Raw genomic sequence first — 18,110 nt, 5'->3', positions numbered from 1 at the left:
GGAGGATCTTGCTATTCGGCGGTTCTTGCATCATTTGTTGAAGTAAGGATCAGAAGTATGTAGTGGAACGGCTATTTATTATTGCTTTGCCGGAGTAACACATCCGCTTCACCTACAATATGATAAGTCTAGAAATATAAAGAGGTGAGCCAATGGCAGTCGTAAAAGCCAGGCAACAGGATATTAATATGCTGGCAAGGTTGCTCCGAGCTGAAGCTGAGACCGAAGGCGAAATGGGTATGCTCCTTGTTGGGAATGTTGGCATTAACCGAATAAGAGCGAATTGCTCCGATTTTAAAGGAATTCGAACCATTCCCCAAATGATCAACCAGCCGCATGCATTCGAAGCATTACAACATGGTATGTACTATCAAAACGCAAGAGAGAGGGAACGCCGTCTGGCGCAACGGGCTGTGAATGGGGAGCGGAATTGGCCGGCCAAATTCTCCCTATGGTATTTCCGTCCAGGATCGTTCGAAAATCCCGGACCATGTCCGCCTACTTGGTATAATCAGCCGCTTGTAGGACGATGGAAGAAGCACTGTTTTTATGAACCGACCGCGGAAGAATGTGAAAGCATCTATAATACGTATTAATTTTATTAACGAAAAGAGCTCAGGATATCACAACCTGACTTATCGCAGCCATGTGTCGGTTGATAAGAACTATATCTCGTTAAGCGCCGCGTAAATCGCGGCTTTTTTCGTATTTGCATTCCTAGCCATTTTCCACTGAAATGAAAGGTGACCGATCATTATTTGACAGGATGGTTATCCTTCTTTTGTTTGGACAAGCTGCGAAATTGGTTGGCAGTAATCCCTTTCATTTCACGGAATACGCGAGCAAATGTACGAAACGATTCAAACCCAACTTCCATAGCAATATCGGTTATGCTGATATTCGTGTGTTGCAGCATATTGTCTGCCGTCTCAATTCGCAGTTGATGGATATATTTCACAAAGGTACTGCCTGTATACTTTTTAAAAGACAAACCGATATAAGAAACACTGAGTTCGAACCGTTGTGCCAGTTCTTCCAGGCTGAGCGGTTTTCGATAGTGGAGATGGACATAACGCAGAACTGGCCAAAACAGCTGGGTTCGTGCTGCTGACTTTCTGTTCGCGATTAGTGGGTTATGATAGGAGTGCTGGCGGCTCGCACTGCGAATGTAGATCAGGACCGCCTCTGTAAGCTTGGTGCGAATCAGATGGCGATAAATGGGAGTATCGGCTTCGCGGGAATTTTCTAATAAGAACTCGAAAATTTGTTTCATTTGCTCTTTCTCAGAGCCTTCGAAGTCCAAGAAGGAAGGTAAGTCGGTACCGATGGAGTCAAGCAATCTGGAAAACTCACTGTCTTCCTGATGCCCGAACAGTAATTGTATGTCAAACATACAGCAATATTTGTAAACATGCTGACCAGGCGCGCCTGAGATGGAGTGCATATGATTGGGCAAAAGGAAAGAGACCGTACCCTGCCGCAGCGGATGACGGACACCATTTATAGTTTCGAAACCGCTTCCGCCCGTGAAGTACGAAATTTCCGCATAGTCGTGATAATGCATTTGGGTCCGTGAAATGTTTGTATGATAGATGCCGAAACGTTCTTGCGTTTCTCGGAATCTCGGAATATCGTCGATGTCTCCGTGATACTCCAGATAAAATGTGTTATCCATGGGGATCATCCTTAATCGTAAATTCACATCATCCATTTACTTCATTAAACATCACATCTATCAGACTGTAAACATTCATGATGCTCATTAAAACGAAAAATGGCAACTGATATCAAATTTTCGGCATGTGTCGCCGGTTATAATGCTTTAGCATAGAGGCAGGAGTTGGATGGAATGATCAGGCCGTTACTAATATCACGTCAACTCTAATCGAATAGAGACAGTCGGAAATCGGGGCCTGCTCTATCTAGCCTGTATGGAGGCGAACGAATCGCTCCAGACGCTCAGTTGCGACACTTGGCGTGACCGGCAGTACAGCTTAATCCCATCGTTTGAGCATTACGAAGAGACTAATGTAAGAAGACAATCGCAGGAGGGAAACGAAGATGGAGAAGCAGCAGATAAACAGAACGGACGGGAGCATTCAGGAGGAGCGTTCCGCCAAGGGACGCCGTATCGGTTATTGGCCGCTGCGTGCCGATTGTCAAGACGCTTCAGGAGAAGGACGACATGGCGAGGCGGAAAGCCTCGTCTTTAGCGAAGAAGGCGCTGTATTTGACGGCATTGGCTCGGCGGTGACGCTGCCGGTGTCGGCAGAAACGGACGGCAGCCGTCCGTTCAGCTTGGCGCTGGAATTTCAAGTGAAGGACGGCAAAGGGTTTCTGCCTGGGGGCTTGGCCAGCGTTTATTCGGAGGAGCGGATGGAGGGCTGGCATTTGTCGGTTCTGACACAAGCGGGCGTGACCTCGACCCAATCCAACTGGCGCAATTTGCAATTCGGCTGGAGTACGGCAAATGGCGAGGATGTCTGGAAAGATTGGGGCAGCCCGGGTGACGGCCGGCTGGTAAGCGCGCTTTGCGTTTACGGCGGCCACCTGTATGCGGGCACATTCGATAATGCGATCGACAACCGGGGGCGGGTGTTCCGTTTGGACGAGGCCGCAGGGACATGGATCGACTGCGGTCATCCGGACGAGAGCAATGCGGTTTACGCGCTGGCCGAATTCAAGGGGGAGCTGTATGCCGGCACGATGCGTTACCGGGCCAGCGGCTCGTCGATTCCCGCCTCGCCCAATGAAGAGCCGGGCGGTCGGATATTTCGCTACAAGGGCGGTCGGGAATGGGAGCTGCTTGGGGAGCTGCCTGTGCCGGACAACGACAGCATCGGGGCGATGACCGTCTACGACGACCGGCTGATCGCGATGTCGTTCTACCCGCACGGGGTGTTCGCCTATGACGAGCACGGCAGCTGCGAGGAGCTTGGCGCGCCCGGACCGGAAGGCAAAACGCGCACGTTTAATCTGGCGCCGCATCAAGGCGATCTTTATATCGGCTGCAACGAAAGCGGCGGCGTATACCGTCGCAAGCTCGATGAGCCGTGGACGTATTGCGGCAACGTGCCGAAATGCTCGCAGGTATATTGCTTCTCGACGTTCCACAACCGGCTGCTGATGGGCATCTGGAACGAGGCGAGAATGCTGCGTTATGAAGGCGGAACGGAGTGGAGCGATTACGGGCTGATGGATGAGGAGCTTGAAGTCATGGGCGTCTCGGTATTCAATGGCAAGCTGTACGGCGGAACGCTGCCCGGTGGGTTCGTGTACCGCTACAATGGCGAACGCAGCTGGGAGAGGATCGCCGTGCTGGAGGAGCAGGATCCGAACATTCGCTACCGCCGCGTCTGGTCGATGGCGGTGTACAGCGGCAAGCTTTTTGCCGGCACGCTGCCAAGCGGCAAAGTTTGGAGCTTAAGCCGCGATCCGCTGGCGACGTACGACCAATCGCTTGCCGACGGCTGGCACAAAGCGGTCGTGACGTACGACCGGCAGCAGCTGGCATTGTACGTGGATGGTCAGCTTGTGTCCGAGGCGGTTTGCGAAGATGGAATGATCGATAGCGAGTCGTTAGCGGGCTTGCCAGTCACGCTCGGCAAAGGGCCGCAATGCCATTTCTCCGGCGTTATGCGAGAGGCTCAGTTGTTTGACGGTGCGCTGACGGCGGAGGAGATTACTGCTTTATCGCAGAAGTCAGAAATAATCGAATAATTTTCAGTTGTCGGACGATAGGATCATAGCCCGCTTCAAACCCGCATTATTTGCGGGTTTTTGTAATTTTTGGGGCGGGAGCAGGGGAGGGGACGTACGGCTGAGCACGTGAAAGACTCCGAAGTGAGGAGGGCTATGGCTGTCGGTCCGGCGGATGATCGAGCCGGAGAAAAGTTTCGGATGCTGAATGCAGAAGGCCCTTCCTGGAATGTCGTCTGGGAAGAGAGCCTGCAGAGATAGTGTGAAAAATGAGGTGGAATTGTACATGGCCAAATGAGGATATTTGTGGGGAGGATCGTGCGATTGTGCTTGATTTTGTGGATATCCTCAATGTTGCGAGCGGAGGGACAGGCTTATACTGAAAGGGAAACACAGCTTAGTACATTGTTTGTCGGTTTTTTTGCGGTGGGCACGATTATAACTGCCAGCTCTTCCAAGCGGGAAAAGGGCAACAGTCCTGCGCCAGGTAGCGCCAACAATGGCTCGGAACTGACTCGCATCGCGGACGTGACCCGATTCGGCTGCGCGTTCAAGGAAGTTCAGCTGCGCCTCCAGCCGGGTGAAACAAATATTTGGCTGAACAGTTAAGTGATAGGTGAAAAATAAAAAGTTATTTTAAGTAGGGAGGTGAAGACGGTATAAGGATGAAGGGGAATTTACAGAAGTGATTCGAGCATTTAGGTGTGCCTTGACAGGCTTCATTTTGGCTGGTTGATAGTAGAAGGGCGGATGAACAGGGGGAACGGTGAATGAGCATGAATACAAAAAAAACTGATCCCGGCATGCTTAAACTTGGTGCGAGTTTGCAATTCCACCTCCTGCGAATTTCGGATGAACTTGTTTTCCTGGCACGGACTGCAGATAAATAGATTATCGCAGGGGAAAGTCCTTCCGCTCGGTTACAGCAATGGCATGTTGGGGTATATTCCTAAGGCGCAACAGATTTTGGAAGGCGGTTATGAAAGCAAAGATTCCTTGTATGTCTTCGGTTACCCTTCTCCGTTTGCGCTGAAAACAGAGGAGATTATACACAGGACAATCCATGAACTACTGAGTCGGCTTGATCTCATAGAAACAGCAGCGGGATGAAACGATCCTGTCATGCGGAAAGCATCCAAAAATAAAAAAAAGGAATGATCGAGATGAAAAAAACAGGAACGGAAACAAGCCATGCAACAACAAGCCGGGTAGGGTACTGGCCGTTGCGAGAGGGTAGCCATGATGCCTCATCGAATCAGAACCACGGTCAGGCGGAAGCCGTACAATTTCAGGACGGAGCTGTCTTCGACGGACAGCAATCCGTGATTGTGCTGCCGGATTCAGCATTGACAAACGGCGCCAATCCCTTCACCCTGTCTATGGAATTCGAGATTGATGATGAAAGGGGGACACTTCCCGGGGGACTAATCAGTCGGTATACGGAGGAGCAGATGACGGGCTGGCATTTATCTGCGCTGACACAGGCAGGTGTAACGACCACGCAATCGAACTGGCGGAACCTGCAGTTTGGCTGGAGTTTGCCGGAAGCGGCGGAGCAGTGGCGGGATCGTGGAACTCCGGGCAACAGCCGTCTGATCTGCGCTTTATGTGTGTATGACGGATCGCTGTATGCGGGAGTGTTCGATGACGCGAGCGACAACAAGGGACATGTGTACAAGCTTGGCGAGTATGAGGAATGGATAGACTGCGGCAATCCGGATGACAGCAATTCGGTATATTCGTTGGTCGAGTATAAAGGCAAGTTGTATGCGAGTACGATGTGTTACAAAGCCTCAGGTTCCTCGCTGCCGGCGTCGCCCAATCTGGAGCCGGGTGGCAGAATCTACCGGTATGAAGGTGGTCAGACGTGGTCCTTGTTCGCTGATGTGCCTGGTTCGGATAGTGTGCTATCGATGACAGTCTACCAGGGCAAACTGCTCGCGATGTCCTTCTATACCCCCGGCGTGTATGCCTTTGACGAGAATGGCACATGCGAGGAACTGGGCGCGCCAGGACCGGAAGGAAAGACGCGGACCATGACGATGGCACCCTATCGGGAACGGTTGTATATCGGGTGCAACGAGTTGCAAGGCGTGTATAGCCGGACATTGGATGAGGACTGGGTATATGAAGGCTCGGTAGATCCATGTCACCAGGTTTATTGCTTTGCGGTGTACCATAACCGCCTGTTGATGGGAATCTGGCCGGAAGCGCGCATGCATCGCTACGAGGGTGACCAACAGTGGAGCGATTACGGACTGATGGGTTCCGAACTGGAAGTGATGGGGATCTCCATGTTTAACGGGCAATTGTACGGCGGCACCCTGCCGGCCGGTCATGTATACCGGTATGACGGCGATAAGTCCTGGGTGCTGTCCGGCGTCCTGGAAGAGCCGAACCCAGACATTCGCTATCGCCGGGTATGGTCGATGGCTGTATATGGCGGCGAGTTGTATGCAGGTACGCTGCCAAGTGGCAAAGTGTGGAGTTTGCGGAAAGATCCGCTTGCGACACTGGATCGTTCCGTGTCAGACGGGTGGCATCGTGCGGCGATCACATATGATCTGGAACACATCTCCCTCTATTTGGACGGGGAACTTGTCTCCTCTGCACCGATCGATCCGTCGCAGCTCAGTGACTTGGTCCATACACCGCTCGTGCTCGGCAAAGGGCCGCAATCTCATTTTTCCGGAAAGATTCGTGAAGTAGAGTTGTTCGACAACGTCTTGTCCGAGCAAGAAATAGCAGATTTATCTCACAGGTAACTGAAGCGGATGATTTGACGGCCGCATTGAAAGGGGGAGAAGCATGAGATTTAGCTATGCGAGTGAAACGATGACGCCGGAGCAGCCGGTGTTTATGCACGGATTTGGCCACAGGAGCGAGAAAAGCGTTGGCGTGCTCGACGATCTCTATGTGAAGGTCGCGCTGCTGGAGGCGAACAAGCGATTGCTGATTGTCACGCTGGATGCGTTGGGCTCGGACATCAGCTTTGTTAACGGCGTCAAGGACGCCTTGCAGGAACGGTTTGGTCTGCAGCACGAGGATGTGCTTATCAACTTTTCGCACACGCATTACTCCGTGTATCTTACCGGAGAAGATTCTTCAAGACGGCTGCCGGGATTGTACAGCATTGCCCAGAGCGGCTGGTCCGACCGAAATGACGGTTTGGACTATGCGGAGGATGTCAAGTTGTTTCGCCATATTCGCGACATCATCGTGCGTCTTGTCGAGGATTGCAGCCGAAATATGGTCGAAGGCGATCTGCAGGTCGGCTCGATCCAATCCGACTTTGCCGTAAGCAGGCGCAGACCGGACGGGAAAGGCGGTGTGGAGTCGAAGCCGTGGAAGCCGTATTATGAAGGAGAGATCGACAAGGAACTGCTCGTGCTGAAGCTGACCGATACGGCGGGAGCGGTGAAGGGCATCTTGTATAACTACGGCTGCCATCCGACCGGCATGACGGATTACATGAAACTTTCCAACGATTTTGTCGGCCATGCATCGCGTTTACTTGAAGCCTCGTTTCCAGGAGCGTTTGCTATGTTCCTGCAGGGTTGCGGAGGGGAACTGAAGCCGCGAATGGGGGCGGATGGAGACGGATTCCGTCCTCTGAGTTATGAGGAAATAACGGAAGCTGGCCAGGGGCTGGGACGAGAGATCGCCGATTTGCTTCGCGAGGGCGAGTTCCGCACGGTGGACTGCAAGTTTCGGACGGCGCTTGTCGAGCCGCTGCTGTACACGGAGCAGGCGCCAACTGCGTTCTACGAACCGATGGCGAACAGCGAGGCGGCACCACCGTTTTACAGAAGCGCGGCGCGACGCACGATTGCGGCGATTGAGGACGGGACCATTCAGGACCGGCTGCCGCATTACATTGCGTTGTGGCATCTGGATGCCGATACCCGGCTTGTGGCAATGGAAGGCGAAGTGTCGACCGAATATTCGCTCTTGATCAAGAGGCTGCTGCAGCCTTGCACAACGCTGACGCTCGGATACACGAACGGCGTTTGCAGCTATATCCCGACCCGAAAAATGATCGCCGAGGGAGGTTATGAGACGACATGCAACTTTTTCTTTAATTTACGCGGCAATTTTGTCCCCGAAATCGAGGACATCATAGTTGGACAGATCGTCAGGACCGAGGAAGCTTTAAGTGAGTAGTAGTGCTGTACTACGATGAGCGACATAAACAAATCAGCCTGGCGATGAATGACTTCTGGGATTTGTTGGAGGGGGTCCCCGGCTTACAGGCGCATCGACCGGCCCAAGGGTCCGGCAGCTATATGGGAGGCTGGTATGCGGCGCACGGTCATTACAAGCCGGAGGAGCTCGGGGGGCTGGGTACGAGTAAATCTAGGGAATATAAAAACCGTTCAAGGCACAAGCATGATTCTATATGCTTTGCCTTGAACGAAACGAAAGGATTTGAGATAAGCGTGGAAAAGCTAGCCATCAACGGAGGAACGCCTGTCCGCAGCAAGCCGCTGCCGCCGAACTATCCGGGCGCGACGGTAATGGGTCAGGAGGAAGCCGCCGCGCTTGCGAAAGTAATCGAAGCGCAATCCCCGTTTCGCTATTACGGTGCCGACGTACAGAAGAAGGTCGAGCAGCTCGAGAACGAGATGGCGAAGAAGCTGGGTGTGCCTTATGTGCTTGGCGTGACGTCTTGTACGGCGGCGCTCGTGGTTGCACTGAAAGCGCTCGGCATCGGCTACGGCGATAAAGTGATCGTACCGGCCGTTACGTTTATCGCGACGGCGGGAGCGGTAGTCAGCGCGGGAGCGGTGCCGGTTTACGTCGATGTGGATGAGAGCTTGAATATGGATGCAAGCGACCTGGAGCGCGTGTACGACGACGAGGTGAAGGCGATCATCGCTGTCTCGATTCTCGGCCATCCGGTCGATATGGATCCGGTTATGGCGTTCGCCAAGAAGCATAAGATCCGCGTCATCGAGGATGTCGCGCAGTCGTGCGGCATTCAATATAAAAGACAGTATGCAGGTACGATCGGCGATATCGGCGTGTACAGCTTCCAGATGAATAAAATATTGACGGCCGGCGAAGGCGGTGCGGTCGTCACGCGCGATCTGCAGCTATTCGCGCGGGCGGCTCGTTACCACGACCAAGGGATCTTCCGCGACAAAGCGCGCTACGGCATCGATTCCCCGGAAGAAACCGATGCGTTCGTCGGGCAAAACTACCGGATGAGCGAGTTGGCCGGCGCGGTGCTGGTCGAGCAGTGGCGCAAGCTGGACGGCATTGTCGCGTCGATGCGAAAGTATGCCGCCGCCGTCAAGAAGACGGTTGCGGAGCAGCTTCCGTCGATCCGATTCCGCGGAGCTGTTGACGAAACGGGGGATATCGGCTCGCATGTGAGCATGATATTGCCTGACGCTGCCGCCGCATCGCAATTTATGACCGCTCTAGGAGCCGAAAATATTCAATCGTATACGTTGTACGCGGGCCGTCCGGTCTATATGATTCCGCAGCTGTTCCGGCAGCGGACGGCGGAAAAGGACAATTTCCCGTTTAACTATCCGTTCCGCAGCCGGGTCGAATACAGCGAAAATATGTGTCCGCGTGCCGTCGATCTGCTGCCGCGCACGGTGTTCGTGCCGATCAGTCCGATCTTGACGGATGATGACGTCGCCCAAATCGCGGAAGGCATCGTGAAGGTATATAACGGTTTGTTTGTAACGGCATAATAAATTCGCTCCCTGTCATCGTTGCGACGGCGTGCGTTCGGCGATCCACTTGCCGCTGGCAGAGGAAGCGACGGATGGCAGCAGTCCGTTCCCCGTAAAGCTGGAGTTTCAAAGGTGAAGGCTGCAGAGGCTTTTTGCTCGGAGGTTTGGCGAGTCTTTATTCGGAGGAGCGGATGGAGGGCTGGCATTTGTCGGTTTTGACCCAGGCGGGAGTGACGTCGACCCAGTCTAACTGGCGCAACCTGCAGTTCGGCTGGAGCACGGCAAATGGAATGGACGTCTGGCGCGACTGGGGCAGTCCCGGCTACGGCCGTATGGTGAGTGCGCTCTGCGTACACGATGGCTATCTATACGCTGTAACGTTCGACAACGCCGTCGACAACAGAGGTCGGGTATTCCGAACTGTTCGACGGCGTGCTGACGGCGGAGGAGGTTGCCGCATTATCGCAGAAGGCAGAAATAATCGAATAAATTTATGTTGTCGAACGATAAGAAAATAGCCCGCTTCATACCCGCATTTTTTGCGGTTTTTTGTATTTGCAGAAGATCCTTACTGGAATATCGTCCAGGAAGAGAGCCTGCAGAGATAGTGTGAAGAGTGTGGTGGAATTGTACATGGCCAAATGTGGATATTTGCGGGGATGACCGTGCGATTGTGCTTGATTTTGTGGATATTCTCAATGTTGTTGGCGGAGGTACAGGCTTATACTGAAAGAGAAACAGACAAATATTAAGGGAGGCAAAAATGCAATGAACAAATCATTAAGACAGCTTAGTACATTGCTTGTCGGGGTTTTGGCAGTAGGCACGATTATAACCGCCTGCTCTTCCAAGACGGACAAGGGCAGTAGTCCTGCGCCGGGGAGCGCATCGCCAGCGGCGAGCAGCGAACCTAGCAAGGTGCCGGACAAGAAGGTTCCTCTGAGCTTGTTCATGTACGGCGAGAAAGTCGATGGATTAAATTATAACGATAATCCGATCGTTAACAAGGTCAAAGAGCTGGCCAATGTCGATCTGAAGGTGGAGGCGGTGTCGTCAGCGGATTACGCTGCCAAGTTCGGATTGCTGATGGCCTCCGGAAACTTGCCGGATCTCGTCAACTCCAATGTTACTGCGTACGCTCAGGCGGTAGAGGCTGCCCAAGCCGGCGCCTTCATCGACTTGAAAGCGTATTACGACAAATCGCCGATTATTCAGAAATATGTTACGCCGGAAATGATGGAAATGGCCAAGGATCCGGCGACCGGGAAATATTGGCGGATCCCGATGGCTTGGGATAAAGCGCCGAAGGGGTCGGGCATCGCGGTTCGCTACGATTTGGTGGAAAAGTACAACAATGGCGTGTGGCCGGAGTCGGTCGAGCAGTGGGTCGATCTGCTGCGTGTGATCAAGAAAGCAAACCCGACGAAGTCGGTCTTCGCCAACCGGAATATAGGCATCATGCTATTCTATGCCGGCGGCACGCCGATCTTTGATATGTATGGCGCCAATCCGTACGGGTATCGCATTGTGCAGGGGAAATTGATCCCCAACGTTCTGCTGCCCGAGTACCGCGCGGCCGTAAAGGTCATGCGCCAGATGTATGACGAGGGAATATTGGACAAGGACTTCGCCACTACAACCTCTGAACAGTACTTACAAAAAATGGATAACGATCCCATTTTGTTGAACACTTTTGAAACTAGCGGAATTACTTGGAATGCGAACTATGGGGCCACCAAGCTTAAGGATGGACGCAAATTCCTGTTCATGCACGAGATGAAGAAACCGCCGGCCGAGCTGGCTGATATGAAATATACTTACGGCTTCGGCGGATCGAAGATTACCAGTGATGGAATATCGATTGCATCCAGCAGCAAGGATCCGGATCGCGCCTGGAAAGTGATAGAAGCGTTTACCTCCGACGAGCTGGTAAATGATATTTTCTGGGGCGAGGAAGGGAAAACGTATTCGGTGAAAAACGGCAAGAAGGTGCCGAATATAGAGGCGCTTGCGAAAGAATGGACGCGTTATTCGCATTACTTCGCCTTCGTCCCCGGCTATCTAGGCGCCCCCGACCTGGATCGAGCCAAGACAGAGATTTCGCTCGGCGAGCAGTACGCGAAAGAGCTGTATGCCAGCATCGACAAACACGTGGAGAAGGTGACCGCGAACGGCGAGGGTAGCCTTGACGGTTGGGATACCTTGGGCGGTATGCCAGGATACGTACCTACCGAAGCGGAATCCCTGAAAAAGCCGGAATCACGGCAAAGCATCGACAAATTTACCGTGAAAGCGATCATGGGTGAGCTGTCGATGGAGCAGCTCGATCAAGAAGTCGCGAAGTGGGAGAAGGAATACCGAAGTGTGCTGTACGATAACATGCAAAAGTTTGTGGATGAAAACAAAGAGAAGTTGAGAAAGCTCGGCTATAAGCAGGTGGATTGGTAATCAAGGCTTAAGGCGGTGGGAGCGGCGGTGCTGGCGCGTGCAGGCGCACCGTTCCTGCGCCACAGACTAACTAGGAAAGGGAGAACGCCGATGAGAACGGGAACGGTAACTCGTATCAAAAAAACAATCCCGCTTTATGTTCTGCTCGCACCGGCAGTGGTCGCGCTTTTTTTGTTTAATTATATACCGATGTACGGCGTTATTATCGCCTTTCAGGACTATTCGGTGTTCAAAGGCGTGATGGGCAGCGATTGGGTCGGTTGGAAGCATTTTTTTTACTTTCTGCATGATCGGACGTTCTGGGTCGTCATGAAGAATACGCTGATCATTAACTTATACGATCTGCTGTTCGGCTTCACGGCGCCAATCGTATTCGCTTTGCTGGTGTCAGAGCTTTATCAGCAAAAGTTCAAGAAGCTGGTGCAGACGATTTCGTATTTGCCGCATTTTCTTTCCTGGGTCGTCGTGTCGGGCATTGTGATTCAGATATTGTCGCCGACGGAAGGCTTGTTCAACAAACTGCTCGTATGGCTGTTCCAGATCGAGCCGATTCATTTCATGGTGAAGGAGTCAGCGTTTCGCAGCATTCTAGTTTTGGCGGATATCTGGAAGGGAGTCGGCTGGTCGGCGATTTTGTATTTTGCTGTTATCGTCGGCATTGACAAGACGCTGTATGAGGCGGCCTGGATGGATGGGTCGAACCGTGTTCGGCAGTTGTTTCATATTACGCTGCCGCATATGATGCCGATGATCGTGCTGTTGTTGCTGCTTCGATTGGCGAACATGTTCGGAATAGGCTTCGAACGGGTGTTTCTTCTGCAAAATCCGATGGTGTACGAGGTTTCGGACGTCATCAGCACCTATATATACCGGATCGGGTTGGAGAAGGCGCAGTACAGCATGACGACTGCGGTCGGCCTGACCCAGAGCGTACTCGGCTTTCTGCTGCTGGTTGCCTCCAACCGGGCGGCGAAGAAGACGGTCGGATTGGGACTATATTGACAAGGAGTGCAAATGATGAACTATCGATCCCCGTCACGAATCGTATTTGAAGCATGCAACATCATCTTCATGATCCTGTTTTCCGCTTCGATCCTTATTCCCTTCTTCAACGTTCTGGCGATTTCGGTCAGCGATGCGAAGGCGGTCAGGGAAGGGGTGGTCGGGCTGTGGCCGGTCGGTTTCCAGTTGGATGCCTATAAGCAGTTGATTAGCAATTCTATGTTTATGCGATCGCTGCTGAACACGGTGTTTCTGACGGTAATAAATACATCACTGGTCATTTTATTTTCACTGTCCAGCGCGTATGCCCTGGCGAGCAAAAATTTGGTCGGCCGAACGCCGATTTTTTATTACTTCCTCATTACGATGTTTTTCAACGGCGGTCTGGTGCCGACTTATTTGCTCGTTACCAATCTGGGGTTGTACAATACGTACGGGGCGCTTATATTTCCTTCAGTAGTCAGTATTTTCTACATTATTGTATTCAAAAATGTGATCGGCCAGTTGCCCAAGGAACTGCTCGAATGTGCGGAAATCGATGGGGCCGGCGACTTCAAAATACTGTTTCGGATTGTGCTGCCGCTTGTGCTGCCGATGACCATGGCCTTCATCATCTTCAGTGCAGTTAACTACTGGAACGAATGGTTCAGCGTGATGATCTATACGCGTGATCAGCATCTGTGGACGCTGCAATATCAACTGCGCGACCTGCTGATTTCCTCATCGCTGAACAAGGAACTGGATTCTTTGCGGAACATGCGAGAGGTTGATCCGAGAAACCTGAAAATGGCGGCGCTTATGACGACAGTGCTGCCGATTATTGCGATTTATCCGTTCGTGCAAAAATATTTCATTCATGGCCAGTTAGTTGGAGCAGTGAAAGGATAAGTCCATAATCCGCGTGCGGCGAACACATTGCCAATCGTAAGCAACTTCTGTAAAATGCGAGTAAACGATGGCGCAGGAGGCTTGGATGATGTATCGCGTAGTTATTGCCGAGGACGAGCCGTTGGCTCGGCAAGTCTTGATCGCGTCGATTCAATGGGAGGATCACGGGATGACGATCGTCGCCGAGGCAGCGAACGGTCAGGAGGCTTGGGACGCCTACCGGGAGCACAAACCGGATTTGATTATCACCGACATCCGGATGCCTGTGATGAACGGGCTGGAATTGATCGAGTGTATCCGCAAGCATGATCGCAGCACGAAAATCGTCGTCTTGTCCTGTCTCGACGAGTTCGACCGGGTTCGGAAGGCGTTTACGCTTGGAATAAGCGATTACATTTCGAAATTGACGATGACGACCGACGAGATGCAGCATCTCCTCTCCCGTATTTCGCAGGAGATGGCGCTCGTCCCGGAGGCGAAGAAGCGACCGGCCGATTCGCTGGAGCAGCTCCAGGTGAAGGAAAACTTGCTCAAGGACTTTATGTTTCGCAGCCGGTTCTCCGTTCAGGAGTTTCTATTGTTTGCGGGCGATATGGGCTGGCGTATTAACCACGCGAGCCCGATACTGCTTTGCTTAATCGAGATTGACGACTATTCGAAGCTGCTGGAGCGTTATAAGGACGATTACGGGCTGCTTACGAAGATGAGCGTGCTCAACGTTTTGGACGAGTTGCTCAACGATTGCGCCGCGGGCGAGGTCATCTATGATAATCATAATCGTTATATCGTCGTTTTCAGCTCACGCAGGCAGCAAGGCGATGGACAGCTTCAGGACGAGCTGCGCGATGCGCTTGAGCGTATTCGGTTCGCGTTTACCGACTATTTCGGCGCGACCCTCTCTATCGGCGTCAGCGAGGTGTATACCGGATATGCCAATTTACGTGTCATGTACCGGGAAAGCCGATCGGCGCTTCGGCGCAAATTTGTGCTTGGAGCGTCCCGAACCATCGGCGCCCAGGCCGATTTGGAGGATGAGCTTAGCAGGGAAGCGGAGCGGGCGTTCGCTGAGATGATGAACGGATGGCATATGGCGCATCCGCAATTGGAGCAGCAGCTGAAAGCTAGCGTACACGAATTTCTCAGGCGGGACGAATGGGAGCAAGGCCCGGTGATCGACTTTTTTCAGCTGCTGCTGCAAATGCCGATCCACGTGCTAAAGCTGTCGCGGGAGCATGCCTGGGATCATTTCCAGCATTATTCGTCCCGGCTGCGCCAGGCAAATTCGTTGCGGGAAGCTTGCGAAACATTTACCGAGTACGCGCATCGGACGATGCAGCTGCGCGAGGCGAGTCCGGTGTGGAGCCGCGAAGTGATGGAGGCGATTCGTTACATGGAGCGCGAATATTGCGAAGAGGTGACGCTGACTAAGCTGTCCTCCCATGTCAAGCTGAGCTCGAACTACCTCGGCGCTATGTTCAAGAAGGAAACAGGCTTCAGCCCGATCGAATATTTAATCCAGTACCGGATTGTCAAAGCGAAGGAACTGATCGCCGAAACGGATCAACGCACTTATGAAATTGCCGAACAGGTTGGCATTTCGGATTACAGCTACTTCAGTCGCATGTTCAAGAAAATGGTCGGAGTTAGTCCGAGCGAATATCGCAAAATGCACCGATACAACGATAGATGGAGTGAGGCGGAGGATGAGGATCAAGCTTAAGCATCAGCTCAATCTCATGTTTATGATTATCGGATGTTTCATTTTAACGATAAGCTCGATTGCTGTTTATTATCAAATCATGAGTACGTTGAAGGAAAATTCGGAGCGCTCGACGGTGTCGCAGTTTCAGCACATGGAGAGAACGCTTCTTTCTTTTCGCCAGGAAGTGGAGCGGCAATCGGTCGATCTGCTGCTGAACCCGCTCGTTCGCGAGTTTTTGCGCGGTCAAGATTCAGCCGTTGACCGCATTTTCGCCGGTTTGGAGCTTGCGAAATTATTTAAAACGGCAAAATTGCAAAGCACTTGGTTGGAGTCGATCCTGTTGTTCACGGGCGATGGCGATGTCGTCAGCGAAGCGCAGTCGAGCCCGCTGTACCAGCAAGGTCGCGGCGATATGCCGTTTTACCGTTCCAGCATGCATCAGGCCAGCACCGCGCAGTCGTTCCGGATGTTCTGGTACGGCGGCCGGCAGCTGGCCGACTTTGTGTCGCCGGACGTTATGACCGATGACAAGCATACGCCGCTGATCTCGACCGTTCGTTATATTGAAATATCACAGACGCCGCGGCGGGGCGGCACACTGGTTTTGAACATCAGGGAGCAGGCGCTTGCTTCGTTATATGAAAGTTTGGCTGCTTTGCCGGGTGAGACTGCGTATATTGTGGACAAAGAGGGCACGGTTATTTCCAGCCTCGACAAAACCGGGTTAGGCAAACGCGGCGAGGTCGCCCACAAGCTCGATCCGGAACGGCGGTTCGGCAGCGTATCGTATACGCCGGAGCAGGCTGATGCTCGCCAGGTGGTGTATTACGCGCTGGAGGGCAGCGACTGGGTGTTGATCAAGGAAATTCCGCTCAAGCTGTTTAACGGGGATTTGCAGAAGCTGCAGCGTATTTTGGTCATCGCCTTGATCAGCAGTCTTGCTTTGATGATGCTCTTTTCCAACTATTGGACACAGCTCATCTTGAAGCCGTTGCGTCAACTAACCGATCGGATGCAGGAGCTGGAGCACGGGCAGCTGGGTGTTCGGGTCGAACGGCTTCCGCGTAATGAGATCGGATTGCTAAGCCGCCAGTTCAACCGGATGTCGCAAAGCATCGTTGATCTGATCCATCGCAGCGAGGCGATAGAAGCGAAGAAGCGCAATCATGAAATCAAGGCGCTGCAGGCGCAGATTACGCCGCATTTTCTTTACAATACGTTGAATGTGATCAAATGGATGGCCGTTGCCCGCAAAGCTGACGATATCGCAGACAGTGTGGTGGCGCTCGGTAATATGCTGATACCGTTCTATAAATATACATCCCCACTCTGGAGTCTGGAGGATGAAATTGCCTACATTCATAACTATGTGAAGCTGATGAATCGCAGATACGGGGAAGGCATCCACTTCACTTGTCGAACGCCGAATCATCTGCTTCATGCGCAGGTGCTGAAGTTTATGCTGCAGCCGATCGTGGAAAATGCGTTCCAGCACGGGTTTGAGCTTAAGCAGTTTCAGGGCCGAATCGAGATCGACGTGACCGAAGAGGAGGGATGGTTGCTCGTCGCTGTCAAAGACGACGGGATCGGGATGGATGAGGAGCAACTGAAACGAACGGAACGTCATATGAATCGGGAGTACGCCGATGAGGACAGGCAAGAATCGATCGGGCTGAACAATACGCATGCCCGGCTGAAGCTGCATTTCGGGTCGGAATACGGCATTCAATTAAGCAGCCGACAGGGGCAAGGGACGATCATCCTGTTATGTTTGCCCATGCTTAAGCAGGAGTCGTGAGATCCTGTCGGCAAAAGTGTGGGAATCTCCCAGAAAATCTTGGGATTGTGCATGTTCGATTTGTCAGCGAGCCGTTATCGTAAAAGGAGTACAGGGCTGCGCACTTTGCGTCTATGATGGCAGCTTGTACGCCGGCACGTTCGCGACGCCAGCGATGGCAAGGGGCGGGTATACCTCCTTGAAGCAGACCGTTCCTGGCGAAGCTGCGGCAGCAATATGGTGCATTCGATCGTGGAATACAAGGAGCGCCTCTAATGAACTGATAATGGGGATTTGGCGCGAGGCGAGAATGTACCGGTACAACGGAGGGGGGAAGACTGGACCGATTGCGGAATGATGGATGATGAACGGGAGGTTATGGGAGTTTCGGTCAACAATGGCAAGCTTCATGGCGCTTTGTATGCGGTTACAACGGCGGAGACTCTTGGGAGCGGGTCGGCGTATTGGAGGAGCAGGACCCGGATTTCAAAATATCGCCGGGTTTGGTCTACGGCAGAGACGGGAAGCAAGCATTAGGTTTTCGACGGAGGGGGAGACGCGAAGACGGCAATCATAACGCTTCCACCCCAATTTTATCGGCAATATGACGCGGATTACGCGCTGGACGTGCTGTACGTTCTGACTACCCGCCAACGGTCGATGAACGAATGGTTAACTTGGAAAGAGCTCATGTCGGATAGTTTTATCTAAGGGGGATGAATAGGAATGGCAATGCGAAGAAGAGAACTCAAGCGGGTTTGGGCGCTTTTGCTTGCAATCAGCGTGCTGCTCGGGAGCTTGGGAATCACACCGAAATTAAGCTATGCCGCAGAACCACAAACGTTCGTCTACGATTTCAGTCAGATCGGTCTTGATGGAGCGTCAGGCACGCCGGCCGGGTTTG

Annotated in this window: 12 protein-coding genes; 11 read left to right on the top strand and 1 reads right to left on the bottom strand. The window is 52.6% G+C overall.

What is annotated here, in order from left to right:
• The first annotated feature begins 152 nt into the window (after positions 1-152).
• Positions 153-596: a cell wall hydrolase gene (locus tag DQG23_RS38295; RefSeq protein ID WP_113036328.1), complete on the top strand. Its 444-nt coding sequence runs from the start codon at positions 153-155 to the stop codon at positions 594-596.
• A 158-nt stretch (positions 597-754) separates the two neighbouring features.
• Here the strand turns inward: DQG23_RS38295 and DQG23_RS38290 are convergent, their stop codons facing one another.
• Positions 755-1,675 (bottom strand): AraC family transcriptional regulator, encoded by a 921-nt coding sequence (locus DQG23_RS38290; RefSeq protein WP_158560916.1) that lies wholly within the window; start codon positions 1,673-1,675, stop codon positions 755-757.
• 386 nt (positions 1,676-2,061) lie between these two features.
• Between DQG23_RS38290 and DQG23_RS38285 the strand changes: the two genes are divergently transcribed.
• From DQG23_RS38285 to DQG23_RS38240, 10 genes are all read left to right on the top strand, one after another.
• A complete protein-coding gene (locus tag DQG23_RS38285; RefSeq protein ID WP_113036326.1) occupies positions 2,062-3,720 on the top strand; it encodes a LamG-like jellyroll fold domain-containing protein in 1,659 nt (552 codons plus the stop codon).
• Between the two features lie 303 nt (positions 3,721-4,023).
• Positions 4,024-4,308: a hypothetical protein gene (locus DQG23_RS38280; protein ID WP_113036325.1), complete on the top strand. Its 285-nt coding sequence runs from the start codon at positions 4,024-4,026 to the stop codon at positions 4,306-4,308.
• Between the two features lie 554 nt (positions 4,309-4,862).
• Positions 4,863-6,464, top strand: coding sequence for a LamG-like jellyroll fold domain-containing protein (locus tag DQG23_RS38275; protein WP_158560915.1), 1,602 nt, complete (start codon positions 4,863-4,865; stop codon positions 6,462-6,464).
• 43 nt (positions 6,465-6,507) lie between these two features.
• Positions 6,508-7,863, top strand: a complete 1,356-nt coding sequence (locus tag DQG23_RS38270) for a neutral/alkaline non-lysosomal ceramidase N-terminal domain-containing protein (protein ID WP_113036323.1) — start codon at positions 6,508-6,510, stop codon at positions 7,861-7,863.
• A gap of 2 nt (positions 7,864-7,865) precedes the next feature.
• Positions 7,866-9,407, top strand: a complete 1,542-nt coding sequence (locus DQG23_RS38265; protein WP_113036322.1) for a DegT/DnrJ/EryC1/StrS family aminotransferase — start codon at positions 7,866-7,868, stop codon at positions 9,405-9,407.
• A gap of 750 nt (positions 9,408-10,157) precedes the next feature.
• Positions 10,158-11,837, top strand: coding sequence for an extracellular solute-binding protein (locus tag DQG23_RS38260; protein ID WP_113036321.1), 1,680 nt, complete (start codon positions 10,158-10,160; stop codon positions 11,835-11,837).
• A gap of 90 nt (positions 11,838-11,927) precedes the next feature.
• The gene (locus tag DQG23_RS38255; protein WP_113036320.1) at positions 11,928-12,839 is read left to right on the top strand and encodes an ABC transporter permease; all 912 of its coding nucleotides are present in this window, start codon (positions 11,928-11,930) and stop codon (positions 12,837-12,839) included.
• 15 nt (positions 12,840-12,854) lie between these two features.
• Positions 12,855-13,727: a carbohydrate ABC transporter permease gene (locus DQG23_RS38250; protein WP_238178228.1), complete on the top strand. Its 873-nt coding sequence runs from the start codon at positions 12,855-12,857 to the stop codon at positions 13,725-13,727.
• Positions 13,728-13,812: 85 nt separating this feature from the next.
• The gene (locus tag DQG23_RS38245) at positions 13,813-15,447 is read left to right on the top strand and encodes a response regulator (RefSeq protein ID WP_158560914.1); all 1,635 of its coding nucleotides are present in this window, start codon (positions 13,813-13,815) and stop codon (positions 15,445-15,447) included.
• Complete coding sequence (locus tag DQG23_RS38240; protein WP_158560913.1) at positions 15,431-17,227, top strand: sensor histidine kinase; 1,797 nt, start codon at positions 15,431-15,433, stop codon at positions 17,225-17,227. The genes DQG23_RS38245 and DQG23_RS38240 overlap by 17 nt, the downstream gene beginning before the upstream one ends.
• Positions 17,228-18,110: the final 883 nt, after the last annotated feature.

It is taken from the genome of Paenibacillus contaminans, from assembly GCF_003285015.1.
Lineage (GTDB): Bacteria > Bacillota > Bacilli > Paenibacillales > NBRC-103111 > Paenibacillus_V > Paenibacillus_V contaminans.
The sequence above is the reverse complement of the archived record's forward strand: the minus strand, read 5'-3'. Positions and strand labels throughout refer to the sequence as shown.

What these genes read in the sequence shown, in the direction of transcription:
- DQG23_RS38275 (WP_158560915.1), top strand. Translation starts at nt 4,863, where the DNA reads ATGAAAAAAACAGGAACGGAAACAAGCCATGCAACAACAAGCCGGGTA.
- DQG23_RS38245 (WP_158560914.1), top strand. Translation starts at nt 13,813, where the DNA reads ATGATGTATCGCGTAGTTATTGCCGAGGACGAGCCGTTGGCTCGGCAA.
- DQG23_RS38270 (WP_113036323.1), top strand. Translation starts at nt 6,508, where the DNA reads ATGAGATTTAGCTATGCGAGTGAAACGATGACGCCGGAGCAGCCGGTG.
- DQG23_RS38295 (WP_113036328.1), top strand. Translation starts at nt 153, where the DNA reads ATGGCAGTCGTAAAAGCCAGGCAACAGGATATTAATATGCTGGCAAGG.
- DQG23_RS38255 (WP_113036320.1), top strand. Translation starts at nt 11,928, where the DNA reads ATGAGAACGGGAACGGTAACTCGTATCAAAAAAACAATCCCGCTTTAT.
- DQG23_RS38240 (WP_158560913.1), top strand. Translation starts at nt 15,431, where the DNA reads ATGAGGATCAAGCTTAAGCATCAGCTCAATCTCATGTTTATGATTATC.
- DQG23_RS38285 (WP_113036326.1), top strand. Translation starts at nt 2,062, where the DNA reads ATGGAGAAGCAGCAGATAAACAGAACGGACGGGAGCATTCAGGAGGAG.
- DQG23_RS38250 (WP_238178228.1), top strand. Translation starts at nt 12,855, where the DNA reads ATGAACTATCGATCCCCGTCACGAATCGTATTTGAAGCATGCAACATC.
- DQG23_RS38260 (WP_113036321.1), top strand. Translation starts at nt 10,158, where the DNA reads ATGAACAAATCATTAAGACAGCTTAGTACATTGCTTGTCGGGGTTTTG.
- DQG23_RS38290 (WP_158560916.1), bottom strand. Translation starts at nt 1,675, where the DNA reads ATGGATAACACATTTTATCTGGAGTATCACGGAGACATCGACGATATT.